At 69.3% G+C, this 14,072-nt stretch carries 5 protein-coding genes and 1 tRNA gene; 1 reads left to right on the top strand and 5 read right to left on the bottom strand.

What is annotated here, in order from left to right; genetic code table 11:
* Positions 1-5: 5 nt before the first annotated feature.
* The 4 genes from AB0D18_RS38600 to AB0D18_RS38585 form a co-directional block, all read right to left on the bottom strand.
* Positions 6-839, bottom strand: coding sequence for a helix-turn-helix domain-containing protein (locus tag AB0D18_RS38600; protein ID WP_362430029.1), 834 nt, complete (start codon positions 837-839; stop codon positions 6-8).
* 302 nt (positions 840-1,141) lie between these two features.
* Positions 1,142-4,024: a DNA translocase FtsK gene (locus tag AB0D18_RS38595; RefSeq protein WP_362430026.1), complete on the bottom strand. Its 2,883-nt coding sequence runs from the start codon at positions 4,022-4,024 to the stop codon at positions 1,142-1,144.
* Positions 4,025-4,190: 166 nt separating this feature from the next.
* Positions 4,191-4,874, bottom strand: a complete 684-nt coding sequence (locus tag AB0D18_RS38590) for a response regulator (protein ID WP_362430023.1) — start codon at positions 4,872-4,874, stop codon at positions 4,191-4,193.
* Between the two features lie 287 nt (positions 4,875-5,161).
* Positions 5,162-10,564 carry a HAMP domain-containing protein gene (locus AB0D18_RS38585; RefSeq protein ID WP_362430020.1) on the bottom strand — a complete coding sequence of 1,801 codons (5,403 nt, stop codon included), beginning with the start codon at positions 10,562-10,564 and terminating at the stop codon, positions 5,162-5,164.
* 381 nt (positions 10,565-10,945) lie between these two features.
* Between AB0D18_RS38585 and AB0D18_RS38580 the strand changes: the two genes are divergently transcribed.
* The gene (locus tag AB0D18_RS38580; protein ID WP_362430017.1) at positions 10,946-13,585 is read left to right on the top strand and encodes a SpoIIE family protein phosphatase; all 2,640 of its coding nucleotides are present in this window, start codon (positions 10,946-10,948) and stop codon (positions 13,583-13,585) included.
* 87 nt (positions 13,586-13,672) lie between these two features.
* Here the strand turns inward: AB0D18_RS38580 and AB0D18_RS38575 are convergent.
* A tRNA-Thr gene (locus AB0D18_RS38575) sits at positions 13,673-13,745 on the bottom strand.
* Positions 13,746-14,072 lie beyond the last annotated feature (327 nt).

Here is a 14,072-nt window from a genome sequence, read left to right as displayed (position 1 = left end):
GTCGACTAGCCCGCCGCGGGGTCGCCCTTGGTGTACGTGAGCCGCTCGACCTGGCCCGGCTGGAAGTCGTCCTGGACCTCCTTGCCGTTCACGAACAGCTGGATCGCGTCGGCGTCGCCGAGCACGACGTCGAGCTGCTCGGGGTCGGTGAAGGTCTTCGACTCGCCCTTCTTGAGGAATCCGTCGAAGAGCAGCCGGCCGTTGCGCGCGCGTGCGGAGACCCAGCTCTTGCTGCCGGTCGCCACCATCTTGACCGTGACGCGGTCCTTCGGGGCTGCCGCGATGGCGCTGTCCGTCGGGTCGGGCTTGGGGTCGACGGGCCTGACCGGGGTCTTCGTGGGAGTGGGCTTCGGAGCGGGCGCGGTGGCGGTGGCACCCTCGGCGACGCTCCGGGTGCTGCTCGGCTTGTCGTTGCCGCTGAACATCGTGAAGCCGACGAAGCCGACCACCGCGACGATCGCCGCCACCATCGCGGCGGTCCAGTTGGGCCTGCGCCGCTCGGGCCTGATCCGCTCCGCCTCGAAGAGCGGGGCGGCCGGGGTCGGGGCGGGCCGCCCGCCGTGCTCGCCGTCGTACTGCGCGACGAGGGCGGAAGGATCGAGTCCGACGGCGCTCGCGAGCGTACGGATGTGGCCGCGGGCGTAGACGTCGCCGCCGCAGCGGGAGAAGTCGTCCGCCTCGATGGCGTGGACGATCGGAATGCGCACCCGGGTCGACGTACTGACTTCATCGACCGTCAGACCTGCGGCGATCCGGGCCTGCTGGAGGGTACGACCGATCGGGGGCCGGTCGTCTTCAGGAGCGTTGCCGGGAGAGTCTGGAGAGTTGCCGATGGACACGGGGGCGCCTTTCGAGCGTGAGCCACCTGCTGGAGGTTCAGTCTAGGGGGGTGACGAAAGGGTGGGGCAAGCGGGAGAGCCGTCTTTGTACGCCATCGGAACGGCCGGGCACCCCGAAGGCACCGCAGGGCCACCCACGGTTCCACCGCTGACGGACCATGACGACTCCCTCCCCTCAACTGGACGTACGCGCAAGGGAAACGGTTGCCTCTGTTTCTCTTACGAGTGAGTCTTGTCGGGCTGTACGACGTATGGCTGTACGACGTATGGCCGTACGAAGTGTGGCCGTACGAAAATGAGCCCTACGAAGGAGACTCTCCCCGGATCACGTCCAGTACGCCATCCAATTCGTCCGGCTTCACGAGAACGTCGCGTGCCTTGGACCCCTCGCTCGGCCCCACGATGCCCCTGGACTCCATCAGGTCCATGAGCCGACCCGCCTTCGCGAAGCCGACCCGCAGCTTGCGCTGAAGCATCGACGTCGACCCGAACTGGGTGGAAACCACCAGCTCAGCGGCCTGGCACAGCAGATCCAGGTCGTCGCCGATATCCTCGTCGATCTCCTTCTTCTGCTTGGTGCCGACCACCACGTCGTCCCGGAAGACCGGGGCCATCTGGTCCTTGCAGTGCTGGACGACGGCCGCGACCTCGTCCTCGGTGACGAAGGCTCCCTGCATACGGGTCGGCTTGTTCGCCCCCATCGGCAGGAAGAGCCCGTCCCCCTTGCCGATCAGCTTCTCGGCGCCCGGCTGGTCGAGGATGACCCGGCTGTCGGCGAGCGAGGAGGTGGCGAAGGCGAGCCGGGACGGCACGTTCGCCTTGATCAGACCGGTCACGACGTCCACCGAGGGCCGCTGGGTGGCGAGCACCAGATGGATGCCGGCCGCACGGGCCAACTGGGTGATGCGGACGATCGAGTCCTCCACATCGCGCGGCGCGACCATCATGAGGTCCGCCAGCTCGTCGACGATGACGAGCAGGTACGGATAGGCCTGGAGCTCCCGCTCGCTGCCCTCGGGCGTCTTGAGCTTGCCGCTGCGGACGGCCGCGTTGAAGTCGTCGATGTGCCGGTAGCCGAAGGCCGCCAGGTCGTCGTAGCGCAGGTCCATTTCCCGTACGACCCACTGCAGCGCCTCGGCGGCCCGCTTCGGGTTGGTGATGATCGGGGTGATCAGGTGCGGGATGCCCTCGTACGCGGTCAGCTCGACCCGCTTGGGGTCGACGAGCACCATCCGTACGTCCTCGGGGGTGGCCCGGACCATGACCGAGGTGATCAGGCAGTTGATGCAGGACGACTTTCCGGAACCGGTGGCTCCGGCGACCAGGACGTGCGGCATCTTCGCCAGGTTGGCCATCTCGTAGCCGCCCTCGACGTTCTTGCCGAGCGCCACCAGCATCGGGTGGTTGTCCTCGGCCGCGTCCGCGAGACGGAGCACGTCGCCGAGGTTGACCATTTCGCGGTCGCTGTTGGGGATCTCGATGCCGACCGCGGACTTGCCGGGGATCGGCGAGATGATCCGTACGTCGGGTGAGGCCACCGCGTACGCGATGTTCTTGGTCAGTGCGGTGATCTTCTCGACCTTGACGGCCGGGCCGAGCTCGACCTCGTACCGGGTGACCGTCGGGCCGCGGGTGAAGCCGGTGACGGCCGCGTCGACCTTGAACTCCATGAAGACGTTGGACAGGGACTCCACGACCGCGTCGTTGGCGGCGCTGCGCGTCTTGCCGGGGCCACCGCGCTCCAGCAGGTCCAGGGAGGGCAGGGAGTACGTGATGTCGCCGGAGAGCTGGAGCTGCTCGGCCCGCGGCGGCAGCGACGCGGTCTCCTTCGGCGGCTCCTTGGTGAGGTCGGCGGCGCGGGACGGCGGGGAGTCCAGCCTGGCTCCGACCGGACGCGCCCGCTCCGGCGCCCTGGCCGGCGGTTCCGACGGCGCGGAGGGGGCGGACGGGGCCGAGGGGGCGGACGGGCCGGAGAGGGCCGACGGCACGGCCTCCCGCGCCGACGGCACGGACGACGTCCGCTCCTGCTCCTGCGAGACCCCGTGCGTGAGGTCGGCGACGATCGGCGACGGCGGCAGTCCGTTCATCACCGCCCCGTCGAGCGCGGCGGCAGCGGCCGCGGCCACGTCCACCGCGTCCAGCGGCCGGGCGAACTGCGAGGGCTGCACGGACGGCGCCCTGCGGGGCCTGCGGCGCCGTCCCAGCGCCTCCTCCTCCGCCGCGTCCGGGTCGTGCTCCGGCGCTTCGCTCCGGCGCACGGAGGGCCGCTGCGAGCCTGCCGGAAGCGCCTCGCGCCACTGCTCGTCGTACCGCTCGTCGTCCTCGTGCTGCACGGCGGCCGCCTCCGGCCGCGCCTCGATGACCCCGAGCCGGACGCCCAGCTGCCGCAGCCGCTGCGGAATCGCGTTGACCGGTGTCGCCGTGACCACCAGCAGCCCGAACACGGTGAGCAGCAGCAGCAGCGGTACGGCCAGCACCTCGCCCATCGTGAAGGTCAGCGGCACCGAGGCCGCCCAGCCGATCAGCCCGCCCGCGTCCTGCATCGCCTCGCTGCCGTCGCCACGACCGGGCGACCCGCACGCGATGTGCACCTGCCCGAGCACGCCGATCACCAGCGCGGAAAGACCGATGACGATCCGTCCGTTGGCCTCGGGCCGCTCCGGATGCATGATCAGCCGGATGCCCATGACGCCGAGCAGCAGCGGTACGAGCAGGTCCAGCCGGCCGAAGGCGCCGGTGATCAGCATCTCCACCAGGTCGCCGACAGGACCGCGCAGATGTGCCCAGGTCCCGGCCGCGACGATCAGCGCGAGGCCGAGCAGCAGCAGGGCGAGCCCGTCCTTGCGGTGCGCCGGGTCGAGGCCCTTCGCGCCACGCCCTATGCCGCGGAACATCGCACCGACGCCGTGGGCCAGGCCCAGGTAGGCGCCGCGCGCAAGCCTGTAGATGCCCCCGGTCGGGGACGGCGCGGGCTTGGGTGCCGGCCTGGCCGCCTTCTTGGCAGGGGCTTTCTTCGCCGGAGCGGACTTCTTCGCCGCGGGTTTCGCCGCGCTCTTCTTCACCGGTGGTTTCGCGGCGGCCTTGGCGGGCGCCGCCTTCTTCGCAGCGCCCGGCGTACGACCGGTGCGCGGCTTCGCGGTGCCCGTCGTGCCCTGGGAACCCTTGCCGGACGTACGTGAGGCCATGGGGCTAGAGGTTACCGGTGGAGACGCCGAGCGACACGTGTGCCTACGGCATCACCCGGACGTGTCGCCCTTTGCACAGCGGGAAATTGACATGCCGACAGTCCCGCATCCGATGCCACGACTGCCCCGCAGCTGACGTATCGCCTGCCACGGGACTGCCGCACCGTCAGTTCTGCGACGGGAGTGTCCCCGTACCGCCACCCGTACCCGGCTCGAGCGCGTCGAGCGCCCGGCGCAGACCGGTGAGTTTGCGCTCCAGGTGTGCGGCGGTGGCGACGGCCGCGGCATCCGCCGAGTCGTCGTCGAGCTGCTTGGAGAGCGCCTCCGCCTGCTCCTCGACCGCCGCGAGCCGTGCGGACAGCTCGGCCAGCAGCCCGACAGGCTCCTTGACCGCCCCCGCGTCCGCCCGGTTCGTACCCTCCAACTGGAGGCGCAGCAGCGCTGCTTGCTCCCGCAGCTGACAGTTCTTCATGTACAGCTCGACGAACACCGAGACCTTGGCGCGGAGCACCCACGGGTCGAAGGGCTTCGAGATGTAGTCCACCGCGCCGGCCGCATAACCCCGGAAGGTGTGGTGCGGGCCGTGGTTGATCGCGGTGAGGAAGATGATCGGGATGTCCCGCGTCCGTTCCCGTCGCTTGATGTGCGCGGCGGTTTCGAATCCGTCCATGCCCGGCATCTGTACGTCCAGCAGGATGACCGCGAAGTCATCAGTAAGCAGTGCTTTGAGCGCTTCCTCCCCTGACGATGCCCTCACCAGTGTCTGATCGAGCGCGGAGAGAATGGCCTCCAGCGCCAACAGATTCTCCGGCCGGTCATCGACCAGGAGGATCTTGGCCTTCTGCACCATGGCCCGTCCTCCTCGCCCCGGCAGTGCACCGGGCGCCGCCCCGGAGGACGACTCCCTTGCGTCGCCCGTCCTTGTGCCGGTCATGGTAGCCGTACCCACCCGGTCGCCACACCCTGTCACCGCGATGTCACTGTGCACGTAGCAGAAACGCATCGGGAGACCAGAAGGTTCCCCGAATACCGTGCTCTCACACGCCGTCGGCCACAGTCAGTCAACACGACTGCCCGCGGCCGACGCCCGCTTGCCCCCACCGTACGGTCACCCGAGCACCCGCACCGCGGGCGGGCTCACTCCTCCCCGCGCATCCACTGTTCCATCACACCGAGCAGATGGTCCGGGTCGACCGGCTTCGTCACGTAGTCGGAAGCACCGGAGTCGATCGCCTTCTCCCGGTCGCCCTTCATCGCCTTGGCGGTGAGCGCGATGATCGGCAGCCCGGCGAACTGCGGCATCCTGCGGATCGCCGTCGTCGTCGCGTAGCCGTCCATCTCCGGCATCATGATGTCCATCAGCACGACCGTCACATCGTCGTGCTGCTCCAGGACTTCGATGCCCTCGCGCCCGTTCTCCGCGTACAGCACCGAAAGCCCGTGCTGCTCCAGGACGCTGGTGAGCGCGAAGACGTTGCGGATGTCGTCGTCGACGATCAGCACCTTCTCGCCGGAGAACCCGAAGGTCCGCCGCTCCTCGGGCGCCGAGTCCTGGTTCTGCTGCCCCACCCACGGATCCTGCGGCGTACTGCCGCTCGCGGCCGCCGCCGGCTGGCCGGACAGCGCGGGCCGCTGCTCGGTCGCGCCGAGTGCCATGCGGCGGCGCCGGAACAGCCCGGCGGGCCCGGTCTGCGGATCGTTGCGTACGACACCGAGGTGGTACGGGGACTCCGCCTGCTCCGGGGCGTCCTGCGCCGCCGCCCGGCGCGGCAGTTCGAGCCCGCCGGGAGCGAGCTGCGGGTAGCCCTGGGGCGGCAGTTCGCTCGGGTGCAGCGGGAGGTACAGCGTGAACGTCGAGCCGCGGCCCGGCTCGCTCGCCGCGTGGATCTCGCCGCCGAGGAGCCTGGCGATCTCCCTGCTGATGGACAGACCCAGGCCCGTACCGCCGTACTTCCTGCTGGTCGTGCCGTCGGCCTGCTTGAACGCCTCGAAGATGACGCGCATCTTGCTGGCCGCGATGCCGATGCCGGTGTCGGTCACCGAGAAGGCGATCAAGTCGCCGTCGACGTCCCGCAGCGACCCGGCTTCGAGCAGCTGCTCGCGGATCTCGTGCGGTACGTCGGCGTTGGCGGGCCGGATCACCAGCTCGACGGCGCCGGTGTCGGTGAACTTCACCGCGTTGGACAGCAGGTTGCGCAGCACCTGCAGGAGGCGCTGCTCGTCGGTGTGCAGGGTGGCGGGCAGCTCCGGCGAGACCCGTACCGAGAAGTCGAGCCCCTTCTCCGCGGTGAGCGGCCGGAAGGTGGCCTCCACGTAGTCGACAAGCTGGACCAGGGCGATCCGGGTCGGCGAGACGTCCATCTTGCCCGCCTCGACCTTGGACAGGTCGAGAATGTCGTTGATCAGCTGGAGCAGGTCGGAACCGGCGCCGTGGATCGTCTCGGCGAACTCGACCTGCTTCGGGGAGAGGTTCCCGTCGGCGTTGTCGGCGAGCAACTTGGCCAGGATGAGCAGGGAGTTGAGCGGCGTACGCAGCTCGTGCGACATGTTCGCCAGGAACTCCGACTTGTAGCGCATGGAGACCGCGAGCTGCTCGGCCCGCTCCTCCAGCACCTGCCGGGCCTCCTCGATCTCGGTGTTCTTCACCTCGATGTCGCGGTTCTGCCGGGCCAACTGCTCGGCCTTCTCCTCCAGTTCGGCATTGGACTCCTGGAGGGCCTTCTGCCGGTTCTCCAACTCCTCGGAGCGCTCGCGCAGTTGCTCGGTCAGCTCCTGCGACTGCTCCAGCAGGACCTCGGTCTTCGTATTGACGCTGATGGTGTTGACGCTGGTCGCGATCATTTCCGCGATCTGGTTCAGGAAGTCCTTCTGGATGTGCGTGAACGGCTGGAACGACGCCAGCTCGATCACCCCCAGCACCTGCCCCTCGAAGACCACCGGCAGCACGATCACATGAGCGGGCGGCGCCTCTCCGAGCCCCGAGGAAATCTTGAGGTACCCCTCCGGCACCCGCACCTGGATGGTCCGCTTCTCCTCCGCGGCCGTCCCGATGAGGGTCTCCCCCGGCCGGAAGACGGTCGGCATCGCACCCGCCGAGTAGCCGTAGCTCCCGCGCATCCGCAGCTGGTACAGGCCGTCCACTTCGGTGCCGACCTCGGCTCCCTTGGCGGCCGACGACGCCCCCGAGGGGAGCGCCAGGAAGAACGCGCCCTGCTGCGCCGAGACCACCGGCGTCAGCTCGCTCATGATCAGCGACGCCACGTCGTCGAGGTCCCGGCGGCCCTGCATCAGACCGGAGATCCGGGCCAGGTTGCCCTTGAGCCAGTCCTGCTCCTGGTTGGTCTGGGTGGTGTCGCGCAGGTTGGCGATCATGGTGTTGATGTTGTCCTGGAGCTCCTGGATCTCGCCCCTGGCATCCACGTCGATCTTCAGGCTGTGGTCGCCGCGGGTGACCGCCGTCGCGACCTTAGCGATGGCGCGCACCTGGCGGGTGAGGTTCCCCGCCATCTCGTTCACGGACTCGGTGAGGTCGCGCCACGTGCCGTCGACGTCCCGCACCCGCGCCTGACCGCCCAGCTGCCCGTCGGTGCCCACCTCGCGGGCCACCCGGGTCACCTGGTCGGCGAACGAGGACAGCTGGTCGACCATCGTGTTGATGGTGTCCTTCAGGTCCTGGATCTCGCCGCGGGCATCAATGTCGATCTTCTTGGTGAGGTCGCCCTTGGCGATGGCGGTGGTGACGGTCGCGATCTGCCGCACCTGACCGGTCAGGTTGGACGCCATCGAGTTCACCGACTCGGTGAGGTCCTTCCACGTACCGGCGACACCCGGTACGCGCGCCTGGCCGCCCAACTCGCCCTGCGTGCCCACCTCGCGGGCCACCCGGGTCACCTCGTCGGCGAACGACGACAGCGTCCGCACCATGGTGTTCACCGTGTCGGCCAGCTCCGCGACCTCGCCGCGCGCCTCCACGGTGACCTTCTTCGTCAGGTCGCCGTTGGCGACCGCGGACGAGACCCGGGAGATGTTGCGCACCTGCGACGTCAGGTTGTTCGCCATGAAGTTGACGTTGTCGGTGAGTTCCTTCCAGATGCCAGTGACCCCGCGCACCCGGGCCTGACCACCGAGAATGCCCTCCGTACCCACCTCGCGGGCGACCCGGGTCACCTCGTCGGCGAAGTTGGAGAGCTGGTCGACCATCGTGTTCACGGTCGTGACGAGGTCGAGGATCTCACCCTTCGCATCGACGGTGATCTTCTTGGACAGGTCACCCGTAGCCACCGCGGTCGTGACCTCGGCGATGTTGCGCACCTGCGAAGTCAGGTTGTTGGCCATGAAGTTGACGGACTGGGTGAGGTCCTTCCAGGTGCCGCTGACGCCCTGGACCTCGGCCTGCCCGCCGAGCATGCCCTCGGTGCCCACCTCACGGGCCACCCGGGTCACCTGCTCCGCGAAGTTCGAGAGCTGGTCGACCATCGTGTTGAGGGTGTTCTTCAGCTCCAGGATCTCGCCGCGGGCATCCACGTCGATCTTCTGCGACAGGTCACCGCGCGCCACAGCCGTGGCGACCTGCGCGATGTTGCGCACCTGGGCGGTGAGGTTCCCGGCCATGCCGTTCACCGAGTCCGTCAGGTCGCGCCACACACCGGCGACGCCCGGCACCTGCGCCTGACCGCCGAGCCGTCCCTCCGTACCCACCTCACGGGCCACCCGGGTCACCTGGTCCGCGAACGCGGACAGCTGGTCGACCATCGTGTTGATGGTGTTCTTCAGCTCCAGGATCTCGCCGCGGGCATCCACGTCGATCTTCTGCGACAGGTCACCGCGCGCCACCGCCGTCGTGACCTGGGCGATCTGCCGCACCTGCGACGTCAGGTTCCCGGCCATGAAGTTGACGGAGTCGGTGAGTTCCTTCCACGTACCGCTGACGCCGTCGACACGCGCCTGACCGCCGAGCCGTCCCTCCGTGCCCACGTCGCGCGCCATCCGCGTGACCTGGTCGGCGAACGCGGACAGCTGGTCGACCATCGTGTTGACGGTGTTCTTGAGCTCCAGCATCTCCCCGGAGACGTCGACGGTGACCTTCTGCGACAGATCGCCGTTGGCGACCGCCGTCGTCACCTGCGCGATGTTCCGCACCTGGCCCGTGAGGTTGCGGAAGGCCGTATTGACCGAGTCGGTCAGGTCCTTCCACGTACCCGCCGCACCCGGCACCTGCGCCTGACCGCCCAGCTGCCCCTCGACACCGACCTCACGCGCCACCCGCGTCACTTCTGAACCGAAGGACTGCAGCTGCTCCACCATGGTGTTGACGGTGTTCTTGAGCTCCAGCATCTCCCCGGAGACGTCGACGGTGACCTTCTGCGACATGTCACCGTTGGCGACCGCCGTCGTCACCTGCGCGATGTTCCGCACCTGGTCCGTGAGGTTGCGGAAGGCCGTATTGACCGAGTCGGTCAGGTCCTTCCACGTACCCGCCGCACCCGGCACCTGCGCCTGACCGCCGAGCAGCCCCTCGCCGCCGACCTCGCTGGCGACCCGGGTCACCTCGTCCGCGAACGTACGCAGCGTCTCGGTCATCTGGTTGATCGTTTCGGCCAGCTGTGCGACCTCGCCGCGCGCGTTCACCGTGACCTTCCGCGACAGATCGCCGCTCGCGACCGCCGTCGTCACCTCGGCGATACCCCGCACCTGGGACGTCAGGTTCCCGGCCATGAGATTTACGGAATCGGTGAGGTCCTTCCACACTCCGGCCACACCCGGCACCTGCGCCTGCCCGCCGAGCTCGCCCTCGGTGCCCACCTCGCGGGCCACCCGGGTCACCTCGGAGGAGAACGACGACAGCTGGTCCACCATCGTGTTCACGGTGTTCTTCAGCTGCAGCATCTCGCCGGCCACGTGCACCGTGACCTTCCGCGACAGATCGCCCTTGGCGACCGCCGTCGTCACCAGCGCGATGTCCCGGACCTGTGCGGTCAGCCGGTAGGCCATCGTATTGACGGAGTCGGTGAGGTCCTTCCACGACCCGGACATGCCGCGCACCTGCGCCTGCCCGCCCAACTTGCCCTCGGTACCGACCTCAAGGGCGACCCGCGTCACCTCGTCGGTGAACGCGGACAGCTGGTCGACGAGGTTGTTGACCGTACGCCCGACCTTGAGGAACTCTCCCCGCAGCGGGTGCCCGGTGCCCTCCCCGCCCTGCGACCGCAGCTCCATCCGCTGCTCCAGGTCGCCCTCCGCCACCGCTGACAGCACCCTGCCGACCTCGGACACCGGTCGTACGAGATCCTCGACGAGCGCGTTGGAGGCGTCGATCGCCGTCGCCCAGGAGCCCTCGCAGGCCCCGGTCTCCAGCCGTTCGGCCAGCTTGCCCTCCCGGCCGACCATCCGCCGTACCCGTGCCAACTCGCCCGTCAGATGCAGATTCCGATCGGCCACCTCGTTGAAAACGGCGGCGATTTCCGACATCACTCCGTCGCCGGAGACCGTCAGCCGCTTCCGGAAATTGCCGTCCCGCATCGACACCAAGGCGGTCAGCATGCGGTTCAGCGCAGCCGTATCCACCTCGGTTGTCCCATTGTTCCGGGACCGTCCGCCTTTTGTGCGCGTGCTCTTGCCCCGCGCCGCCACGCCAGACTCCACCGTGTCCCTCCCGCAGGGATCGACCGTACTTCCCAGGTCTTCGCTTAAAGCTTTCCCAGTCTTCCACCTTGACGCACCGCTGTGTCCGACAGTCGGTGCGTGACGCCCCCGACGTCAAATCGTTGGAGCGTACAGTGACCGCGCCGATCCTCCCGCGCACACCCAGCCGCACCCAGTCAGGACGCAGTGGCACACCACCGCGGCCGACGGTCTAGCCTGGCAGGGCGAATCGAAGCCGCGAGAAACGGGCACAGGACTCGGGGAAGCGACGAACACCACATGGGGAGTGCTGTGATCACGGCGCGGGCGGCTGCCACTTTCGACCCTGTCGGGCGGTCGGTCGCGACTGCCCGTGCATTCGTACGGGACACACTCCAGGGCTGGGGGCACTCCGAACTCGTCGACGACGCGGTGGTCCTCACCAGCGAACTCGTCACCAACGCCGTCGTCCACGCGGGCACCCAGGCCGACGTCCTGTGCCTGCGCACCGAGGACGGCATCCGCGTCGAGGTCGGCGACCGCTATCCGGAGCGCGAGGTACCCCTCCAGGGCACCGGACTCTCCCTCGGCGGCCCGGACCGCGAAGGCGGCCGCGGCCTACTCCTCTGCGCGGCCCTCGCCTCCAAGTGGGGCGTCGAGTACACGCCCACCCAGAAGCACGTCTGGTTCCAACTCGACCTCCCGCAGCGCCCGGTGGGCACCCGCCTCGCCGGCCCGGTCCTCACCGACGCGATGCTCCCGGTCGCCGACGGCCGCATCCGCGTCGCGGTCGTCCAGATAGACCGCATCGGCGCCATCGCCTCCTGGAACGAGGACGCCGAGGACCTCTTCGGGTACGCACCCGAGCAGGTCACCGGCAAGCCCCTCACCGACCTCGCCGCCTGGCCGCAGACCCCCGGCATCGGCACCGGCATCGCCGAGGCCCTCCAGATGTCCCGCTGGGAGGGCAGTTACGGCATTCGCGGCGAGGACGGTCGCGTCGTCCCCGTGTACGCCTCTCATCTGCGCGTCCGGGACAACGAGGGCGAGCCGTCCACCGTCTGTCTGCTGGTGCGCGACGTCGAGCGCGCCGTCCTGCAGACCCCGCAGCGCCCGCCGTCCGTCGACGCCGCGGGCGGCAGCCACGTCGAGGGCCGGGCCACCGACCCCTTCGAGGTCTTCATCGGCTCCCCCGCCCCCGACGACCTCGACGGCCTCCTGCAGCGCACGGTCGAGCGCGCCCGCGACATGCTCGACGCGGACTCCGCCTTCCTCCTCCTCGCCACCGACGACGAGACCGAGCTGGAGGTACGCGCAACCACCGGTCTGCCCTCCGCCCGCCAGCGCTTCGCCCGCGTCCCCGTCGAGGCCGGCACCGGCAGATACGGCTCCGCCCGCATGCCCGCCGTCCACGAGGACCTCGCGGCCGTCCCCGGCGCCGTTCCGCTCCTCAACGGCACCGGCATGCGCTCCGTCGTCACCGTTCCCCTGAAGGTCGAGGGCCGCCTCACCGGCTCCCTCGGCGTCGCCGCCGAAGCAGCGGGCCGGTACACCAACGAGGAGGCCCTGCGCCTCCAGTTCGCCGCCGACCGCATCGCGCTCGCCGTCGAGTCCGCCCGCCTCGGCGAGCTCGAACGCCTCCGCCGCGGCTCCCTCTCCTTCCTCGTCGAAGCCTCCGACCTCCTCGCCGGCACCCTCGACCGCGACCAGACCCTCGCCCTCATGGCGCAGATGACGGTCCCCACCCTCGCCACCTGGTGCGCCGTCTACACGATCGCCGACCAGGCCTCTGACCCGTACCTCTCCTACGTCCTGCACGAGGACGAGGAGCGCATCGACGGCCTCAAGGCCCTGCTCTCCCGCATCAACCCGCCCGACCCGGTACCCACCCCGGGCGCCCGCATCTGGAACGCCCCGGGCGAGGCCGCCCACCAGGCCGCCCTGCGCACCTCCATGCGCAGCCTCGGACTCGGCTCGACCCCGCACCTGGGCTCGGGCATCGGCACCACGCTCGCCACGGCCGCAGCGGTCGGCGGCGAAACCGTGGTCCTCCCCCTGGTCGCCCGCAACCGCGTCATCGGCATGCTGACCCTCGGCAAGCCCACCGACGACCACTTCCGCCAGGAGATCCTCGAGCTCGCCGAGGACCTCTCCCGCCGTGCCGCTCTCGCTCTGGACAACGCCCGCCTGTACTCGGAGCGCATGGCCATCAGCCAGTCCCTCCAGCGCAGCCTGCTCCCCCCGGAGCTCCCGCACGTCCCCAACGTCGAGGTCGAGGTCATCTACCGCGCCGCAGGCGAGGGCAACGAGGTGGGCGGCGACTTCTACGACCTCTTCCCGATCCGTGACGGCGCGTACGGCTTCGCCATCGGCGACGTCTGCGGTACGGGCCCCCAGGCAGCCGCGGTCACCGGCCTCGCCCGTCACGCCCTGCGCCTCCTCGCCCGCGAGGGCTTCGGCGGCCCGGCGGTCTTGGAGCGTCTCAACGCGGCGATCCTCGACGAAGGCGAACGCAGCCGCTTCCTGACCCTTCTCTACGGCGAGCTGTGGCCCCAGGAGGACGGCAGCTCCATCCTCAAGATCGTCTGTGCGGGCCACCCCCTCCCGCTCCGCCTCCGCCAGGACGGCACGGTCACCCCCGCCGCCGAACCGCAGCCTCTCCTCGGCGTCATGGAGGACCTGGAGCTCTACGAGGAGACCATCACCCTCGACCCCGGCGACGTCCTCCTGTGCGTCACGGACGGCATCACGGAGCGCCGCGAGGGCACCCGCATGCTCGGCGACGACGGCCTGGCCGAAGTCCTCGCCGGCTGTACGGGTCTGACGGCCGGCGCCGTCGCCGCACGCGTCCTGCGCGCCGTGGAACGCTTCGCCGCCGAGCCCGCCTCTGACGACATGGCCATCCTCGCGATGCGCGTCCCGGAGCCCCTGAAGCAGTAACTCCCGTGCGGGCGGAGCTGGTCCGCCCGCACACACCGGCATACACGAAAGGCCCCCGCCAACCGGCGGGGGCCTTTCTGTTTGCTGAGCCCCAATGCGGAATCGAACCGCAGACCTTCTCCTTACCATGGAGACGCTCTACCGACTGAGCTATTGGGGCCTCGTTGCTCTGCAGCAACGAGATAGATCATACCCATAAAACTGCGGAACTTCGAACCACTCATCAATCCATCCCTCCGGGCGGCCATGCCGGCCGTCCCACGGGCCCGCAACCGGTTGCGGCGGTACGGACACCGAGCAGCCGCCCTGAGGCAGGAAGCCTTCCGCCTCAAGGGGCCTCCCGCCTCAACTCCTGGCAGGACCGCCTGAGTTGCCGACCCGAATGGCGAATGGCCTGTGAACGCAGAAAAGCCCCGCACCAGTTTCCTGGTGCGGGGCAATCCCACAATAATTGTTCGGCGGCGTCCTACTCTCCCACAGGGTCCCC

Source organism: Streptomyces sp. NPDC048442, assembly GCF_040651475.1.
Classification (GTDB): Bacteria; Actinomycetota; Actinomycetes; order Streptomycetales; family Streptomycetaceae; genus Streptomyces.
Note: the sequence above shows the minus strand (reverse complement) of the source record. Positions and strands in the feature narration are given on the sequence as shown.

Bases quoted from the DNA above. Each gene is read 5' to 3' on its own strand.
- AB0D18_RS38595 (WP_362430026.1), bottom strand. From the start codon at position 4,024: ATGGCCTCACGTACGTCCGGCAAGGGTTCCCAGGGCACGACGGGCACC.
- AB0D18_RS38590 (WP_362430023.1), bottom strand. From the start codon at position 4,874: ATGGTGCAGAAGGCCAAGATCCTCCTGGTCGATGACCGGCCGGAGAAT.
- AB0D18_RS38585 (WP_362430020.1), bottom strand. From the start codon at position 10,564: ATGCTGACCGCCTTGGTGTCGATGCGGGACGGCAATTTCCGGAAGCGG.
- AB0D18_RS38580 (WP_362430017.1), top strand. From the start codon at position 10,946: ATGGGGAGTGCTGTGATCACGGCGCGGGCGGCTGCCACTTTCGACCCT.